Consider the following 17,749-nt stretch of genomic DNA (forward strand, 5'->3'; position numbering starts at 1 on the left):
GGGATCCAGTGATCACTTCTGTGCTCGTCGCCAATCGCGGCGAGATCGCGTGCCGTGTCTTCCGCACCTGCCGTGAGGGGGGAATCCGAACCGTCGCCGTGCACTCGGACGCCGACGCGAACGCCCTCCACACGCGCGTGGCCGACACGGCGGTACGACTGCCGGGGGCGGCGCCCTCGGAGACGTATCTGCGCGGCGACCTGATCGTGAAGGCGGCCCTCGGCGCCGGCGCGGACGCCGTGCACCCCGGGTACGGCTTCCTGTCCGAGAACGCCGACTTCGCCCGGGCCGTCCTCGACGCGGGCCTCGTCTGGATCGGGCCGCCGCCCGAGGCGATCGAGGCGATGGCCTCGAAGACGCGCGCCAAGAAGCTGATGGGGATCGAAGCCCTGTCGGAGGTGACGGCCGACGACCTCCCCGTGCTGGTGAAGGCGGCCGCGGGCGGCGGCGGGCGCGGTATGCGCGTCGTCAGGGAACTGGCGCAGCTGGACGCCGAGTTGACGGCCGCCCGTGCCGAGGCGCTCTCCGCCTTCGGCGACGGGGAGGTCTTCGTCGAGCCCTATGTGGAGGGCGGCCGGCACGTCGAGGTGCAGATCCTCGCCGACACGCACGGCACCGTGTGGGCACTCGGCACCCGCGACTGCTCACTCCAAAGGCGCCACCAGAAGGTCATCGAGGAGGCTCCGGCACCGGGGCTGGACGACCTCACGGAGACGCTGTACGACCTGTCGGTACGCGCCGCCCGCGCCGTCGACTACGTGGGCGCGGGAACGGTCGAGTTCCTGGTCGCGGACGGCAAGGCCCACTTCCTGGAGATGAACACCCGCCTCCAGGTCGAACACCCCGTCACGGAAGCCGTCTTCGGCATCGACCTCGTGGCACTGCAGATCCAGGTCGCCGAGGGCGCGGCGCTCGAAAACCACCCTCCACGCGCGCGTGGCCACGCCGTCGAGGCCCGCCTGTACGCGGAGGACCCGGCCGGCGAGTGGGCCCCGCAGACCGGCACCCTGCACCGCCTCACCGTCCCGGACGGCATCCGTCTCGACACCGGCTACACCGACGGCGATCCCATCGGCATCCACTACGACCCGATGCTCGCCAAGGCCGTCGCCCATGCCCCCACGCGCGCGGAGGCCCTCCGCCGGCTGTCGGGCGCCCTGGAGAAGGCGACGGTCCACGGCCCGGTCACCAACAGGGACCTGCTCGTACGGTCGCTGCGGCACGAGGAGTTCACCGCGGCCCGGATGGACACGGGCTTCTACGAGCGGTACCTCGCCGATCTGACGGCACCCGCCGCCGACCCGTACGCCCCCTTGGCCGCCGCGCTCGCGGACGCGCACGGACGCTCCAGGTTCGGCGGCTGGCGGAACCTGCCCTCGGGGCCCCAGACCAAGCGCTACCTCATGGCGGGCACCGAACACGAGGTCCACTACCGGCACACCCGCGAGGGCCTGACCGCCGACGGGGTGCGCGTGGTGCACGCCGACGCCCGTCTCGTCGTCCTCGAAGTGGGCGGCGTACGACGGAAGTTCGAGGTCACGCGCTACGACGACCAGGTCTTCGTGAACGCGACCGCCCTCACCGCCCTGCCCCGCTTCCCCGATCCGGTCGCCGAGCGCGCCCCCGGCTCACTGCTCGCACCGATGCCCGGCACGGTGGTCCGGGTGTCGGAGGGGCTGGCCGTAGGAGCCGCGGTACGGGCCGGAGAGCCCCTGCTGTGGCTGGAGGCGATGAAGATGGAGCACAAGATCTCCGCGCCGGTCACAGGAACGCTCACCGCTCTGTACGCCGCGCCCGGCCGGCAGGTGGAGGTCGGCGCATTGCTGGCGGTCGTACAGCAGACCTGAGAGGCGCGGGGAACTCCGCGACAAGCCGCACGAGCCACACAAGACCCGCACCCTCCAGACGGCCGAACTCCCTCCCCCTGAGGAGCCCTCATGACAACGCTCGTCGAAACCGAAGAACAGAAGGCCCTCCGCTCTGCCGTGGCCGCCCTGGGCAAGCGCTACGGCCGCGACTACCTCACCAAGGTCGTCGCCGACGGCCGTCACCCGGACGAACTGTGGTCCGAGGCCGCCAAGCTCGGCTACCTCGGCGTCAACCTGCCGGAGGCCTACGGCGGTGGGGGTTGCGGCATAGCGGAACTCTCCATCGTGCTGGAGGAGTTGGGGGCGGCGGGCTCCCCGCTGTTGATGATGGTCGTGTCCCCGGCGATCTGCGGCACGGTCATCGCCCGCTTCGGCACCGAGGAGCAGAAGCGGGCCTGGCTGCCCGGCCTGGCCGACGGCACCCGCACCATGGCCTTCGGCATCACCGAACCCGACGCGGGCTCCAACTCCCACCGGATCACCACCACGGCGCGACGCGACGGCGACACCTGGCTCCTCAACGGCCGCAAGGTGTTCATCTCCGGCGTCGACATCGCCGACGCCACGCTCATCGTGGGACGCACCGAGGACGCGCGGACGGGCAGCCTCAAGCCCTGCCTGTTCATCGTCCCGCGCGACGCGGACGGCTTCGGGCGGCGCCGGATCGACATGGAACTCCATGGCGCGGAGAAGCAGTTCGAGCTGACCCTGGACGACGTACGGCTGCCCGCCGACGCGCTCGTCGGCGACGAGGACGCGGGCCTGCTCCAGCTCTTCGCCGGACTCAACCCCGAGCGGGTGATGACGGCCGCGTTCGCGATCGGCATGGGCCGCTACGCGCTCTCCAGGGCCGTCGAGTACGCGCGCGAACGCACCGTCTGGAAGGCGCCCATCGGCGCCCACCAGGCGATCGCACATCCCCTGGCGCAGTCCCACATCGAGCTCGAACTGGCCCGCCTGATGATGCAGAAGGCGGCGTTCCTCTACGACTCCGGGGACGACATCGCCGCCGGAGAGGCCGCCAACATGGCCAAGTACGCGGCCGCCGAAGCCTGCGTGAAGGCCGTCGACCAGGCCGTGCACACCCTCGGCGGCAATGGACTCACCCGGGAATTCGGCCTCGCCTCACTGATTACGGCGTCGCGCGTGTCTCGTATCGCACCGGTCAGCAGGGAGATGATTCTCAACTACGTCTCCCACCAGACCCTGGGCCTGCCCAAGTCGTACTAGCGAGCCGCCCGAGCCGCTCTAGGAGGAACCGTGTTCCGCAGCCAGTACGCAGACGTCCCGGCCGTCGAGGAACCCATCCACGACGCCGTCCTCGGCCGTGCCACCGAGCGCGGTGGCACGCCCGCGCTCGTCGACGGCGTCGACGGGACCACGCTCACGTACGAACAACTGGACCGCTTCCACCGGCTGCTGGCCGCCGCGTTCGCCGACGCGGGCGTCCGCAAGGGCGACGTGCTCGCCCTGCACAGTCCGAACACCATCGCCTTCCCGACGGTGTTCTACGCCGCCACGCGTGCGGGGGCGTCGGTCACGACCGTGCACCCGCTCGCCACGCCCGAGGAGTTCGCCAAGCAGTTGCGCGACAGCGCGGCCGCCTGGATCGTCACCGTGTCGCCCCTCCTGGACACCGCCCGCGCGGCAGCCGAACTCGCGGGAGGCATACGGGAGATCTTCGTCTGCGACCAGGCACCCGGGCACCGCTCGCTGATCGACCTGCTCGCCACCACCGCGCCCGAACCGCGGATCCACATCGACCCTGTGGCCGACGTCGCCGCCCTCCCGTACTCCTCCGGGACGACCGGCATCCCCAAGGGCGTGATGCTCACCCACCGGTCCATAGCCACCAACCTCGCCCAGCTCGTGCCGTCCATGCCCCTGGGCCCCGGCGACCGCATCCTGGCCGTGCTGCCGTTCTTCCACATCTACGGGCTGACGGCCCTGATGAACGCCCCGCTGCGGCAGGGCGCCACCGTCGTCGTACTGCCCCGCTTCGAGCTGGACACGTTCCTCGCGGCCATCGAGAAGCACCGCATCAACGTGCTGTTCGTGGCCCCGCCGATCGTCCTGGCCCTCGCCAAGCACCCGGCGGTCGCCCAGTACGACCTGTCGTCCCTGAAGCACGTCATTTCCTCCGCCGCGCCCCTGGACGCGAAACTGGCGCAGGCCTGTTCGCAGCGGCTCGGGCTGCCGCCCATCGGCCAGGGCTACGGCATGACGGAACTCTCGCCCTGCACCCACCTGGTGCCCCTGAACACCCCGGACGCGCCCCCCGGGACGGTCGGCAGGCTCATCGCCGGTACCGAGATGCGCATCGTCTCCCTCGACGACCCCGACAAGGAGCTGGGCGTCGGCGAGGCCGGAGAGATCGCCATCCGAGGCCCCCAGGTCATGAAGGGCTACCTGGGCCGCCCCGACGCCACCGCCGCGATGATCGACCCCGACGGCTGGCTGCACACCGGAGACGTCGGTCACGTGGACGCCGAGGGCTGGCTGTTCGTCGTCGACCGCGTCAAGGAACTCATCAAGTACAAGGGCTTCCAGGTGGCCCCCGCCGAGCTGGAGGCCCTGTTGCTCACCCATGCCGGCATCGCCGACGCCGCCGTCATAGGGGTCTACAACGAGGACCACAACGAAGTCCCGCACGCGTACGTGGTCCGTCAGCCGTCGGCGCCCGACCTCTCCGAAGGCGAGGTCATGATGTACGTCGCCGAACGCGTCGCCCCCTACAAGAGGGTCCGCGCCGTCACCTTCATCGAGGGCGTCCCGCGGGCGGCGTCCGGGAAGATCCTTCGACGGGAACTGCGGGGCCGCTCGTGACCGTTGTACACATGGCGCGCGACCGCGCCATCACCACCCTCACCCTCGACTCGCCCGGCAATCGCAACGCCCTCTCGGCCGTCCTCGTGGGCGAACTGGCGGACGCGCTCACGCGGTGCGGCAAGGACGGCGACGTACGCGCGATCGTCCTGACCCACACCGGGAACACGTTCTGCGCGGGCGCCGACCTGCGCGACCCGCCCCACCCGGACGCGCTCGTCGGACTGCTGCGGCAGATCGTCGAGCTGCGCAAACCCGTGCTGGCCCGGGTGACCGGACACGTACGGGCGGGCGGCCTCGGCCTGCTGGGCGCCTGCGACATCGCGGCCGCCTCCACCGAGGCCACCTTCGCCTTCACGGAGGTACGCATCGGCGTCGCACCCGCCGTGATCTCCCTCCCGCTGCTGCCCCGTACCGACCCCCGCGCCCTCGCCCGCTACTACCTCACCGGCGAACGCTTCGACGCCGCCGTGGCGGTCCGCACCGGACTCCTCACGGCGACCGGCGACGACGTCGACGAGGTACTCGCCCCCATCCTCGACGGCTTGCGCCGAGCCTCTCCCCAAGGCCTCGCCGAGACGAAAGAGCTGCTCACGGCTAAGGTGCTGGAGACCTTCGACCGGGACGCGGCCGAACTGACCGCGCTCTCGGCCCGGCTGTTCTCCTCCGCACAGGCCCGCGAGGGGATGACGGCCTTCCTCGAACGACGGGATCCCGCATGGGTGGTGTGAGCGCTCCGGAGAACGCGCCGAACGCCGCGCGTCTTCCGCATGTCCCCAAGCAGGACCGCAGCCGGGCCACCCGGCAGCGGCTCCTGGCAGCCGCCGTGGCCTGCCTCGCCGAACACGGCTGGGCGGGCTCCACGGTCTCCGTCGTCGCCGAACGCGCCGGCGTCTCCCGGGGCGCAGCCCAGCACCACTTCCCGACCCGCGAGGACCTCTTCACGGCGGCGGTCGAGTACGTCGCCGAAGAACGCTCCACCGCCCTGCGCGCCCTCTTCCCCGACGGCGCCGCCGACCGCCGCGCCGTCGTCGCCGCCCTCGTCGACCTCTACACCGGCCCCCTCTTCCGCGCCGCCCTGCACCTCTGGGTCGCCGCCTCCAACGAGGACCAGCTCCGCCCGAGGGTCACCGAACTGGAGGCCCGCGTCGGCCGCGAGACCCACCGCATCGCGGTCGACCTCCTCGGCGCCGACGAGTCACGGCCGGGCGTGCGCGAGACGGTCCAGGGCCTGCTGGACATGGCCCGGGGCCTGGGCCTGGCCAACCTCCTCACGGACGACGCGGTGCGCCGGGAGCGGGTGGTGGCGCAGTGGGGGGCGCTGATGGAGGAGACGCTCGGCTGAGGCGTCGGCCTCAGGGACTGAGCCGCTCCACCCGCCAGCTGCCGTCCGGCTCCGCCACGTAACGGAGCCGGTCGTGGAGACGGTTCTCGCGGCCCTGCCAGAACTCGACCGCCTGCGGGGCGATACGGAAGCCGCCCCAGTGCGGCGGGACCGGGACCTGCTCGCCCTCCGGGTAGCGGGCGCTCAACTCCGCGTACGAGGACTCCAGCTCGGTGCGGGAGCGGATGACCGAGGACTGGGCACTGGCCCAGGCGCCGAGCTGGGAGCCGTGCGGGCGGGTGCGGAAGTACGCGGCGGTCTCGTCGCGGCCCGTGCGCCGCGCCGTGCCCGTGACGATGACCTGCCGGGCCTGCGGATGCCACGGGAAGAGCAGCGAGACATACGGGTTGGCGGCCAGCTCGCGGGCCTTGCGGGAGTCGTAGTTGGTGTAGAAGACGAAGCCCTGCTCGTCGTACTGCTTCAGCAGCACCGTGCGCGAACTGGGGCGGCCCTCGGCGTCCGCGGTGGAGACGACCATCGCGTTCGGCTCGTGCACGAAACCGTGCACCGCGGCCTGCGCCGCCTGCTTGAACCAGCGGGCGAACTGGTCCATCGGGTGCGGGGCGAGGTCCGCCTCGTCCAGACCCTCGGCGCGGTAGTGCGCGCGCATCGCGGCGGGGTCGTCGGCGATTTCTTCGGCGGCGGCCTCGGCTGCCTCGGCTGCGCGCTGGACGATGGGCTCGGCGGCGGATTCATCCGGGAAGCGGTCGTTCACGCGGTCATCCTGCCGTATGTGCCCCCGCCTTCGGCGGGCGTGTGCTTCATCACTGCGTGGCACTCAGTGCCGCGCACTCTCCCCAAAGGTGGCACTCGGGGATATCGTGCTGCTGCCGTTCCGGTTGGGATGACCGCCAGCCGCACGGGGCATCACCGGGGTGACCGCTTCGGACCGCGAGTCGGCGAGGACCCTTCGAAAGGCTCCCCAGAGTCTTCGAGAGTCTTCGAAAGCGACCGTGGAACCGGACCGGCGGGCGAACGCCCATCGACCGCCACCCACGTCTGACACATGGTCGCGAACACCACGTACACCACGAGCAGCATGTACGCCACGCAACCCCACAACACCATCTGTCGCACACATCACGAGGAGCCGCCTGATGTCCGACTTCGTACCCGGACTCGAGGGAGTCATCGCGTTCGAGACGGAGATCGCCGAACCGGATAAGGAGGGCGGCGCACTCCGGTACCGAGGCGTCGACATCGAGGATCTGGTCGGCCACGTCTCCTTCGGCAACGTCTGGGGGCTGCTCGTCGACGGCGCCTTCAAACCCGGCCTGCCGCCCGCCGAACCGTTCCCGATCCCCGTCCACTCCGGCGACATCCGCGTCGACGTCCAGTCCGCGCTCGCCATGCTGGCCCCCGTCTGGGGCCTCAAGCCACTCCTCGACATCGACGAGCAGCAGGCCCGCGAGGACCTCGCCCGCGCCGCCGTCATGGCCCTCTCCTACGTCGCCCAGTCCGCCCGCGGCCAGGGCCTGCCCATGGTCCCGCAGCACGAGATCGACAAGGCGCAGTCCGTCGTGGAGCGGTTCATGATCCGCTGGCGCGGAGAGCCGGACCCCAAGCACGTGGCGGCCGTGGACGCCTACTGGACCTCCGCGGCGGAGCACGGCATGAACGCCTCCACGTTCACGGCCCGCGTCATCGCGTCGACGGGCGCGGATGTCGCCGCGGCGCTCTCGGGCGCCGTCGGGGCCATGTCGGGCCCCCTGCACGGTGGCGCGCCCTCCCGCGTCCTCGGCATGATCGAGGAGATCGAACGCACCGGAGACGCCGAGGCCTACGTCAAGCAGGCCCTCGACAAGGGCGAACGCCTCATGGGCTTCGGCCACCGCGTCTACCGCGCCGAGGACCCGCGCGCGAGGGTCCTGCGCCGCACCGCCCGCGATCTCGGTGCCCCCCGCTTCGAGATCGCCGAAGCCCTGGAGCAGGCCGCGCTCGCCGAACTCCACGCCCGCCGCCCGGACCGCGTCCTGGCGACGAACGTCGAGTTCTGGGCCGCCATCGTCCTCGACTTCGCCGAGGTCCCGGCCCATATGTTCACGTCGATGTTCACCTGCGCCCGCACCGCGGGCTGGTCGGCGCACATCCTGGAACAGAAGCGCACGGGCCGCCTCGTCCGCCCCTCCGCGCGCTACGTGGGCCCCGGCTCGCGCAGCCCCCAGGAAATCGAGGGCTACGAGGACATCGCGCACTGAGGATCGGTCGCACAGGGAAGCAGGTCGCACCGAGGACCTCGTGGCGCCGAGGACCTCGTGGCGCCGAGGAGAGAGGTCCTCGCCGTACGCCGGTCATCACGCGGGCGTGAGCAGCTCCGCGTGATGACGGGCGGCGACCAGCGGATGCGCCCGCAGTTTGCCCTTCAGCTCATTCCTGCCGTACTCGGCGAAGAGCGGATTCGCCGGATCCGTCGTCACCCCGGGCGCGGCGGACGCGTGAGGGAAGGGCAACGGCTCGATCCGCGCGTCGAGCCGCGGGTTGTAGAAGAACGGCACGGAGAACCGCTCGGTGGCTCCGGCCGGACTGACCACCCGGTGGTTGGTGGCGATCAGATACCCGTTGGTGGCCACTTCCAGCAGCTCACCCAGATTGACGACGAAGGCCCCCGGCAGCGGCGGCACATCGTGGAACAGCCCGTCCTCCCGCTGCACCTGGAGCCCACCCACCTGGTCCTGCAGCAGCAGCGTCAGAAACCCGTAGTCCTTGTGCGCGCCGACCCCCTGATCGCCGCCGTCACCCGCACTCCCCGGGTACCGCACCAGCTTCAGATGCGGATGAGCCCGCTGCCCGAAGACCGGCTCGTAGAAGTCGCCGGGCGCGCCGATGGCGACGAGCAGCTCACGCAGCAGCCGCGCCGCGACGGCACTGAGCCGGTCGATCCAGGCCAGCGCGGCGACCCGCAGCTCCGGCAGGGCGTCCGGCCACTGGTTCGGCCCCTCCAGCCACCAGTACGCGGGCTCACCCGGCCCGGGTGTCCGAGCCGCCCGTTCAGCCCCTATGTCGAGCTGGTCCCGCCAGTCCCGGCTCCCTCCCGTCAGCTCGTCGCCCGTACGCGTATACCCCCGGAAATGCGGCGAGTTCACGTTGTCGATCGCGAGCCGATCGGCTTCGGGAAGCGCGAAGAACCGATGCATGGCACGAAGCAGAGCGCCGGTCTCGGCCTCTGTCACACCGTGCCCGACGAGCTGGAAGAACCCCACGTCGTGCGCGGCGCTGTGCAACTGCGTGTGCAGCAGTGCACGGGCCTGGGGACCGCGGTCGGCCGCGGAGAGATCAATGATCGGAAGCTGCTGGTACTGGTGTGGCTGCTGGTGCTGAGAAGACGTGTTCGTCGTCATGAGTCGCGTCCGCAGGTGTACGGGGCCCGGGCAGCCGCCAAGGGTGGGGCGGGACCACGGGTGCCAAGTGGAAGAGAGAAACGGCGCGAGAAGCGCACAAGGGGGCTGGGTCAGGCAGAACGCCGACAGCCCATGCTCGTGACGCGCACGAAGTCCACGTGACGGCGTCGAACGAGCATCGGAAGCATGGCCCCAGAGTACTGCGGGGCGCCCGTTGCTCCTGTGCCCCACCTCACACCGCACCTGAAACGCAGACGACCCGCGAGCTCGGGTCTCCCCGCCTCACGGCGGAGAAGCCGGCCGGACGTACCGGCGAGCTCGCGGGTCGGGTGACTGCTTGGGATTGGGGCCGGCTGCACGCACGGTTCACGCGCTGGTCCGGCACCGCACTGGATGTGGTGACGGGCCGCTAGCCCGCAGCCACCTCGCGTGTCCGGGATTCATACATGTACCCGATCACCTCCTTTCGGCGTGGGCCACACTTTAGGAACCGATTGGACACGGCTCAACCGATTTTTCGAGACGGTGACGCTACGGACTCTGGCTGAGCGCTGTACCCGTACCCGTCGCCGCGCTGCAAGAGCCGCAGGTTCCAGTGAGAGACGTTGATCCGGCCTTCCGGCGTCGCGAGGCTGTGCTGCCCCCGGGCTCGGACGGAGACGCGTCCAGTCCAGGTGCCTGCCCATTTGCCGGTGGGGATGGTGGCGCGTACAAGATCCCCGGTGACGTATCCGAAGTGCTGCTTTGCGCGGACCCGCCGGAGACGAGGGAACCCGAACCGGTCCGGAGTGGTGCGGGTGTACGAGCCGCGCCCGGTCGCCTTGGCGATGAGGATCTGCTTCGGCAGTCGGGTGATCGTGTCGCCGGTCTCGTGATCCAGGCGTCCGACGCAGAGGGCGTCCAAGGTGTGGGTCTTGTCCAGTCCCATGGCGGTGCGGTTCCACTTCGTGCGGCCGCCTGACCATGCGTGAACGGGTTTGCCGAGGGCACTCAGTGCCTCGGTGAGTCGCCAGCGGGTCGCGTTCATGGCGGCGGCGTCATGGAGGGGCGTCTTGGCTTGTCGAAGGATCTTCGAGAGACGGTCCGGTTGGTGGGCCAGGAAGACGTGTACGGAGGTGCTGCCCTTGGCCTGGTTGCAAGCCACACAGGCGAGGACGAGGTTCGAGATGCGGTTCGAGCCGCCGCGACTGCGGGGCCTGAGGTGGTCGATGTTCAGGGGGACGTCGGTGGCGTCGCAGTAGGCGCAGGCGCGGTTCCACCTGGCGTGGAGGTAGGCGCGGGCTTCTGTCCCGGCGAGCGTGCCCTGCTGGTATTCGGCCTCGGTCAGGTCTCTACCTGCGCTCATGGAGTGGGTGTCGAAGGCGACGCGTTCTACGTGGATCTCCGTGACGGGTGCGTAGCGGCACAGACGGGTGGCGCGGGAGACGGTGGTGTCGACGCGGTGGCGCAAAGAGGGCGGCAGCCAGGCTCCGGGGCGGGTTCGGTTGTCCGAGCGGGAAGCTCGATAGCGGCAGTTGGCAGACCGGCGTCTGCGGCGGTAACCGGCGCGTTGCTGCATGCACAGGTGGATCTGATCGCCGCGGTGCTGGAGTTCGACCGAGACCAGGCCGCGTCGGACGGTGACAGCGGTGCCGTGCTCATCGGTCTCCTTCTTCTCGTCGGTGAGGGAGAGGCCTGTGCCCTTCGAGCCGGGATCGATGCGCAACTGCACGCCGTCGACCTCTGACTCGGCGAGCGGGCGGTCCTTCAGGCGGATGGTGAAGGGGACCTGCCGGACGACCACGGCTCGGCCCTTGTGGAGTAGTTCGCGGGCACGGGCGGGGTGGCAGGGCATGAGCGGCTGCCCGTCCTTGGAGAGGACGAAGACCCTGGATGCGCCGATGCCACCCGCCTACGTGCGTTCGTGTGTGGGAGAGTCACCGCTCCCGTTCTCTGCCGTCCCCACCGCCGCGGCGATGCTTTCGGCGTGACGCCGACGGGGTCCGGTGCCGTTCCCGTCGGTCTCCCCTCGCCCATGTTTCCTGCCGGTGCCCCGCGCGGTGGCGGCGTGTCCGTGAGCCGTTTCGTCCCTGCTCCCAGGGGTGTCTGCTCCCACGGATTCCAGAGCGGGCTGCTGAGGAAGCACAGCCCGGTGGGTCTGCTCGCCTGCAGGAAACGTAGTCGTCGAGGGCACCTCCCTGATCTTGCGGATCGTGATGACTTGGGCTGGCCACTCAGGTTGTCCGCAGTACGGAGTGCGGTCGGGGAGCGAGTGGCCTCCCTTCTCGTGTGCGCCAGCCACGCTAGCGATCAGGGCCCGCTGGACGGCCAACCCCATCCGAATGCACTCATCCGTGCGAATTGATCCAAGATGTCGAACGTCCAGTCGGTGCGGCTGCTATTTCGGCCACTCCAGCACCCTCAGCTCAGGCCACTCCCGCGCCCACCGTCCTGCCTTCGCCTCGTACACCTCCCGCGGTGCGAGCACCGGATTCGGTCGGACCACGAGGTTGAACACGTCGGCCAGCCCATGCGGCGCATAGACCCGCCACCGCCCGTCGGGCTCCAGCCGCACCCCCAGACAGCACGTCGTCGACGCGAAGGAGTCGATGGCGGACTCGACGGAGTCGTGGGGTGGGCAGGGGACGCCGAACTTGTCCGCGTACCAGAGGTGGACTCGGGCCTCGTTGCGTATCTCGACGTCGGCGGGAAGATCGCCGTAGGCCTCGCGGCCGCCGCGGATTGCGGCGTCCTCGGCCTCCCAGGAGAGGTCGGTGTCGTCGTAGTAGAAGACGTCGTAGTCCTTGATGCCGTGGGTCGGGGGTCGGTCCGTGACGACGTTCCAGACGGTCTGGAACAGGCAGCCGGCGGTCACGTACCAGTGGGGCAGGGCCAGGGCGGCGGTGCGTTCGAGGACGGCCAGGAGCACCTCGTTGCGGGAGAGCGTCGTGCGGAGTGCGGTGAGCTGGGCGTCCAGGGGCAGGCGGGCGAGTGGTGGGGGTGTCCTGGGGCGTGGTTCGTGGGGCGGGCGGGGTGGAAATCCGGCGTACAACGATTTCGTCCAATCTTTGGGGAACGAGGTGTGGGCTGGGTCACGTTCGAGTTGAATGATGACGAGTGAGCGAACTGTCGCGTCGTACGTGCGGACGCAGCCTGCAGGGGGTCCAGGTGAGTGCTTCCCGGCGTAGTGGGACCACCGATGAGCTGGGGCCGGATGAGCCCGAGCGGGATGGTTCGGATCTGCTTGCCGCGCTGCTGGACGGGATGGACGCGGCGCTGTGTGCCTTCGATGCCGAGGGGGTCGTGACCCACTGGAATCGGGAGGCCGAGCGGATTCTGGGGTGGACCGCGGCCGAGGCCGTGGGGCGGCAGGGGTTCGCCGGGTGGGCCGTGCGGACCGCGGACGCCGAGGAGGTCGAGGAGCGGCTGCTGTCCGTCATGCAGTCCCCTGGGCGGCAGGTGCACGAGTTCGCCCTGCTGACCAAGGACGGGGGGCGGGTGCTCGTACGGACCCAGTCCGCCGCCGTGCGGGGCCCGGACGGAAAGCCCGCGGGGGTGTACTGCGCCTTCAGCGAGGTGCACGCACAGATCGATCTCGAGCGGTCCATCGCGCTGAGCGAGGCGTTGTTCGAGGACGCCAGCTGGGGTGTGGTGCTCGTCGACGCCGACCTGCGGCCTGCCGTCGTCAATGCGCATGCGGCGCGGGCTCTGGGCACCGGGCGTACCTCGGTGCTCGGGCGGCCTCTCGGGGACCTGCTCTCCCAGGGCGTGGAGGAGCTGGAGAGCGCGCTCACGCATGTGCTCGCGGAAGGCGCGCCGCCCGCGCCCGCCGAGATGTGGGTGAGTGTGCGGACGGCGGAGGGCGAGAAGCGGCGGTGCTGGCGCAGTGGGTTCCTGCGGCTCGCCTCGCCGCTCGCGGAGGAGCCCGTACCGCTGGGTGTCGGGTGGCTCTTCCAGGACGTGACCGAGGCCAAGCAGACCGAGCAGGAGGCGGCGCTGCTGCGCTTCCGGGCCAATCAGCTGCACCGGGCGGCGCGGGCTGCGGCCGAGTGCGAGGACCCGGCGGAGGTCGCCACCGTCCACCTCGACTTCGCGCTCGCCGGTTTCGCCGACCACGCGCTGATCGACCGCGTGGCGGGGGGTTCGGCCTGGGACGGTGAGGGGCCCGTGCGGCTCGTACGGGCCGCCGCCACGCCCTCCGGCGCGCCGGGGCCGAGTGTGCTCACCGGGAAGGCGGGGCTGCCGGTCCGGTACGCGGAGGGACATCCCGCCTTGCAGTGCGTGGAGCGCGCCGGGTCCGTACGGGCCAGCGCGGGAGCCGCCGCTGCCGAGCAGGCGCGTGACTGGGCGGTGGCGCGGCAGTGGCCGCCGGACTCGGTGCACGCGCTGTGCGCGGTGCTGCGGAGCCGGGGGCGGACGCTGGGGGTCGTGACGTTCCTGCGGGGGCCGGGGCGCAGCCAGTTCGAGCGGGCGGACGCGACCTACGCGGAGGACGTGGCCGTACGGATCGCCATGGCGCTGGACCTGGAGGGCGTGCTGGGGCTCGGGTGACGCGGTTGCCGGGGGCCGGGACTGGGGCTCTTTGTGGGGCGGGTGCCGCCCCTGGCGGCGACACGCATGGCCACGGCATACGACCGCTCCAGGCGGGCCGCCGCCGCTCACAGCACGCCTGCTCACAGCACGCCTGCTCACAGCACGCCTGCCCACAGATACGCCGACCGAAGGGCGGCTCGGCGGCGCTGGAAGACGGCGGCTCAGCGGCGGTAGAAGATTCGGTCCCCGTATTCCGTCATCACGCGGCTGTTCCACTCGTGTCCGCCGTCCACGTTGCCCGAGCGGAGGAGGGGTGGCTCGATGCCACGGTGGGCGAGGGCGCCGGCGGCCGTGGCCATGACGGCCTGGAGGAGGGCCGTCGTGACGACGGTGGAGGCGGGGGCGAAGGGGGCCTCGATCGCGTCGAGGGTGAGTTCCGCGTCGCCGACCGCGATCTTCGAGTCGAGGACGATGTCGCAGTGGTCCTTCAGATACGTCCCCGAGACATGCCGGGACTTCGTCTCGGTGGCGTACGCCACCGAGGTGACGCCGATGACCTTCACCCCCAGCGCGCGGGCGTTCACGGCCATCTCGACGGGGAGCGCGTTGCGGCCGGAGAGCGAGATGATCACAAGTACGTCGCCGGAGCGGAGCGGGCTGGAGTCCAGGACGGCGCTCGCGAGGCCGTCGACGCGCTCCAGGGCGGAGCCGAGCGTCGCGGGCATGACGTCGACGCCGACGACACCCGGTACGGCGAGCAGGTTCATCAGGGCGAGGCCGCCGGCGCGGTAGACGATGTCCTGCGCGGCGAGCGAGGAGTGTCCGGCGCCGAAGGCGAAGAGGCGTCCGCCGTCGGCGACGGTGTCGGCGATCAGGGTTCCGGCCGCCTCGATGTCCCCGGCGTCCTCGTCCCGGACCCGCTGCAGCAGGCCGATGGCGGCGTCGAAGAACTGCCCGGCCAGCATGCTGTCGCTCATCGGCGAAGCCCCTTAGAAGTCTCGTCGGCGTCGGGTGGGCGTCGTGTCGCGGATCACGTTGCGGTCTGGACCAGTGCCCTGTCAATACGGCCCGCGGGGGCGACACTGGGCTCGGGGCGCCCCGCCACATCCGCCCCGGCCGGGCCCCGGGCCCGTACAGCCGCAGGGGCACTCGCAGCCGCGTGGTTTTCACGGCGAGGCACGGTTGTCAGTGGTATGCGTCAGAATTGGGTTCAGGGCCAGCGCACACGCCGGTGAGCCATCGAGTCTCCGGCAGAGCTAATCGAGGGGCACGAATGTCCGGACTGATCGACACCACGGAGATGTATCTCCGCACCATCCTCGAGCTGGAGGAGGAAGGCGTGGTCCCCATGCGCGCCCGGATCGCGGAGCGGCTCGACCAGAGCGGCCCGACGGTCAGCCAGACGGTGGCGCGGATGGAGCGCGACGGCCTGGTGGCGGTCGCCAGCGACCGGCACCTGGAGCTCACCGAGGAGGGACGGCGGCTGGCCACGCGTGTCATGCGCAAGCACCGCCTCGCGGAGTGCCTGCTCGTCGACGTGATCGGTCTGGAGTGGGAGCAGGTGCACGCCGAGGCGTGTCGCTGGGAGCACGTGATGAGCGAGGCCGTCGAGCGGCGGGTCCTCGAGCTGCTGCGCCACCCGACCGAGTCGCCGTACGGGAATCCGATCCCGGGCCTGGAGGAGCTGGGCGAGAAGGACGGCGCCGACCCGTTCCTGGACGAGGGCATGGTGTCGCTGGCCGAGCTCGACCCGGGGCACGACGGCAAGACCGTGGTCGTACGGCGTATCGGTGAGCCGATCCAGACGGACGCGCAGCTGATGTACACGCTGCGGCGGGCGGGCGTGCAGCCCGGCTCCGTGGTGAGCGTGACCGAATCGGCGGGCGGGGTCCTCGTGGGCAGTGGCGGCGAGGCCGCGGAGCTGGAGGCGGACGTTGCCTCCCATGTATTCGTCGCCAAGCGCTAGCACCGGCGGCGAGGGGTCGTCGGGCGCCGGCACCTGATCATCGCCGGGCGCCGCTCCCCGTGTGATCGGCACCCGGCACCGGTACCCGCGAGGGGCAGCTCCCGGGCGCCGGCCGTGGGGGCCGGCATTCGCCGTCCCCGCGATCGGTACCCGGGCGCACGCCGTCGGCTTCCACGCCGGCTCCGAGCGCCCGCCGCGCAAGCTCGCCCACGCGACCGGGTGCATGTCAACTCCCGCGACGCCAGAGCAAGTTGTGTTGATTCCGCGACCTCACTGAAACCAAGATTCAGTGTGTGGAATCGCAGCGCCGGGACCGTTTGCGTGCGAGGCTGTCGCGTGAGGCATATGACCTGAGGGCTCTTGACCGTGTCCGAGAGCGATGGTGCGCGGTCGGGGAGGGGGCGGGGAGGATGTGCCGTAGATGTGGAGAGGGCCCCGGCGCCATCCGGCGCCGGGGCCTGTCCTCCCCTGTGCTGACCCGGAGCCCCGAGCTCTCAGGGTCATTCCCCTCGGACCGGTATCCCCGAGCGGTCCGCCTCCCGCTGAAGATCTCCCCTCGGCGGCGGCGGTCAATCCCCGATCATGGTCACTCGAATGAGGGGTGTTGCCGCCAGGAAGGCCATTTTCGAAACCTCATTCGATAACGTGGCGGTGCAGAAGGGGTACACGTAGAGCAGCACCAGTAGCAGGAGCAGCGGTACGACAGCGGTAGGAAGCGGTACGAGTGGACCGGCCGGTTCGAGCGGGAGCGAGCCGGTCCGAGCGAGCTAGGGGGGTGCCATTACCGATGGTGCGTCGCATCGACGTGACGGGAGCAGGCGGCGTACGCCTCGCTGCGTGGGAGTTCGCCGATCCTCCGAAGGCGGATCCCTCCAGGACCGGCGAGGCGGCCTCGGGAGCCCCCGGAGTCCTGTTACTGCACGGCCTGATGGGCCGCGCCTCGCACTGGGCGTCCACCGCCCGCTGGCTCTCCGAGCGACATCGTGCCATCGCCGTCGACCAGCGCGGCCACGGCCAGAGCGACAAGCCGCCGGAGGCGGAGTACACCCGCGAGGCGTACGTCGAGGACGCCGAGGCCGCACTCGAGCAGCTCGGCCTCGCTCCCGCCGTTCTCATCGGCCATGCCATGGGTGCGCTGACCGCCTGGCAGCTCGCCGCGAAGCGACCCGATCTCGTGCACGGACTGATCATCTGCGACATGCGGGCGTCGGCGTTAGGGGCCGCGTCGCAGCGCGAGTGGGAGGACTGGTTCAAGGCCTGGCCGGTGCCCTTCGCCACGATCGCCGACGTACGGAAGTGGTTCGGTGAGGACGATCCCTGGGTGGAGCGGCCGAATCCGTCCCGGGGGGAGTTCTACGCCGAGGTGATGCACGAGTCTGCGGACGGATGGCGTCCGGTCTTCGAGACCGAGCAGATGCTCAAGTCCCGGCAGACCTGGGTGTACGACGCGCACTGGGAGGAGCTCGCCCAGGTGCGGTGCCCCGCGCTCGTCGTGCGAGGGCTGGACGGGGAGCTGGGGCGGGCCGAGTCGCAGGAGATGGTCCGGGTGCTGCCGAACGGGCAGTATGCGGAGGTGGCCGATGCGGGGCACCTTGTGCACTACGACCAGCCGGAGGCCTGGCGCGCGGCGATCGAGCCGTTTCTGGACGGGGTCCTTACGGGGAGCTGAGCGCTGCTTGTGGGGGGTCCGGTGCTCGGGGGTTGTCGTAGGGGGTACCCGCGAAGCCCGGCGCCGGAGGCGCCGTAGGGGGTGGGACGGTGAGCCCGCGCTCACGGGGTGCCACCCTCTGCAGGACGGGTGCCGCTCCAGCGGCATGACTGCCCGCGGGGTGAGCGGGGCAGCGGTGCCGCCCAG

The 17,749-nt window shown here is 70.8% G+C and carries 14 protein-coding genes; 9 read left to right on the forward strand and 5 right to left on the reverse strand.

Annotated elements, in window-relative coordinates; translation table 11 throughout:
- The first annotated feature begins 8 nt into the window (after window positions 1-8).
- The 5 genes from IEY95_RS13495 to IEY95_RS13515 all read left to right on the forward strand — a co-directional run bounded on the left by IEY95_RS13495 (window position 9) and on the right by IEY95_RS13515 (window position 6,039).
- A complete protein-coding gene (locus IEY95_RS13495) occupies window positions 9-1,847 on the forward strand; it encodes an acetyl/propionyl/methylcrotonyl-CoA carboxylase subunit alpha (protein ID WP_189186226.1) in 1,839 nt (612 codons plus the stop codon).
- Window positions 1,848-1,937: 90 nt separating this feature from the next.
- On the forward strand, window positions 1,938-3,098 hold the full coding sequence (locus IEY95_RS13500) for an acyl-CoA dehydrogenase family protein (protein WP_189186227.1): 1,161 nt from the start codon (window positions 1,938-1,940) through the stop codon (window positions 3,096-3,098).
- Between the two features lie 30 nt (window positions 3,099-3,128).
- A complete protein-coding gene (locus IEY95_RS13505) occupies window positions 3,129-4,694 on the forward strand; it encodes a 4-coumarate--CoA ligase family protein (RefSeq protein WP_189186228.1) in 1,566 nt (521 codons plus the stop codon).
- Window positions 4,695-4,705: 11 nt separating this feature from the next.
- Window positions 4,706-5,425: an enoyl-CoA hydratase family protein gene (locus tag IEY95_RS13510; RefSeq protein WP_373294466.1), complete on the forward strand. Its 720-nt coding sequence runs from the start codon at window positions 4,706-4,708 to the stop codon at window positions 5,423-5,425.
- Window positions 5,413-6,039 (forward strand): TetR/AcrR family transcriptional regulator, encoded by a 627-nt coding sequence (locus tag IEY95_RS13515; protein ID WP_189186230.1) that lies wholly within the window; start codon window positions 5,413-5,415, stop codon window positions 6,037-6,039. Before IEY95_RS13510 ends, IEY95_RS13515 begins: the two co-directional genes overlap by 13 nt.
- 10 nt (window positions 6,040-6,049) lie before the next feature.
- On the opposite strand, the gene pdxH is transcribed toward IEY95_RS13515, so the two are convergent.
- A complete protein-coding gene (gene pdxH / locus IEY95_RS13520) occupies window positions 6,050-6,688 on the reverse strand; it encodes a pyridoxamine 5'-phosphate oxidase (RefSeq protein WP_189186494.1) in 639 nt (212 codons plus the stop codon).
- Between the two features lie 487 nt (window positions 6,689-7,175).
- Here pdxH and IEY95_RS13525 point away from each other — a divergent pair, with 487 nt between their 5' ends.
- A complete protein-coding gene (locus IEY95_RS13525) occupies window positions 7,176-8,276 on the forward strand; it encodes a citrate synthase 2 (RefSeq protein ID WP_189186231.1) in 1,101 nt (366 codons plus the stop codon).
- A 96-nt stretch (window positions 8,277-8,372) separates the two neighbouring features.
- Here IEY95_RS13525 and IEY95_RS13530 read toward each other — a convergent pair whose 3' ends face one another.
- The 3 genes from IEY95_RS13530 to IEY95_RS13540 form a co-directional block, all read right to left on the reverse strand.
- A complete protein-coding gene (locus IEY95_RS13530) occupies window positions 8,373-9,416 on the reverse strand; it encodes an isopenicillin N synthase family dioxygenase (protein WP_189186232.1) in 1,044 nt (347 codons plus the stop codon).
- A gap of 505 nt (window positions 9,417-9,921) precedes the next feature.
- On the reverse strand, window positions 9,922-11,298 hold the full coding sequence (gene iscB, locus IEY95_RS13535; protein ID WP_268240463.1) for an RNA-guided endonuclease IscB: 1,377 nt from the start codon (window positions 11,296-11,298) through the stop codon (window positions 9,922-9,924).
- 495 nt (window positions 11,299-11,793) lie between these two features.
- Window positions 11,794-12,447: a nucleotidyltransferase family protein gene (locus IEY95_RS13540; RefSeq protein WP_189186234.1), complete on the reverse strand. Its 654-nt coding sequence runs from the start codon at window positions 12,445-12,447 to the stop codon at window positions 11,794-11,796.
- 116 nt (window positions 12,448-12,563) lie between these two features.
- Between IEY95_RS13540 and IEY95_RS13545 the strand changes: the two genes are divergently transcribed.
- Window positions 12,564-13,946, forward strand: coding sequence for a PAS domain-containing protein (locus IEY95_RS13545; RefSeq protein WP_189186235.1), 1,383 nt, complete (start codon window positions 12,564-12,566; stop codon window positions 13,944-13,946).
- Window positions 13,947-14,149: 203 nt separating this feature from the next.
- Here IEY95_RS13545 and IEY95_RS13550 read toward each other — a convergent pair whose 3' ends face one another.
- Window positions 14,150-14,905 (reverse strand): SIS domain-containing protein, encoded by a 756-nt coding sequence (locus IEY95_RS13550; protein ID WP_189186236.1) that lies wholly within the window; start codon window positions 14,903-14,905, stop codon window positions 14,150-14,152.
- Window positions 14,906-15,201: 296 nt separating this feature from the next.
- Between IEY95_RS13550 and IEY95_RS13555 the strand changes: the two genes are divergently transcribed.
- Both IEY95_RS13555 and IEY95_RS13560 read left to right on the forward strand, forming a co-directional pair.
- Window positions 15,202-15,894 (forward strand): iron-dependent transcriptional repressor DtxR, encoded by a 693-nt coding sequence (locus tag IEY95_RS13555; protein WP_189186237.1) that lies wholly within the window; start codon window positions 15,202-15,204, stop codon window positions 15,892-15,894.
- Window positions 15,895-16,681: 787 nt separating this feature from the next.
- Window positions 16,682-17,563: an alpha/beta fold hydrolase gene (locus IEY95_RS13560; protein WP_189186238.1), complete on the forward strand. Its 882-nt coding sequence runs from the start codon at window positions 16,682-16,684 to the stop codon at window positions 17,561-17,563.
- Window positions 17,564-17,749: the final 186 nt, after the last annotated feature.

Source organism: Streptomyces albiflavescens (genome assembly GCF_014645835.1).
Lineage (GTDB): Bacteria > Actinomycetota > Actinomycetes > Streptomycetales > Streptomycetaceae > Streptomyces > Streptomyces albiflavescens.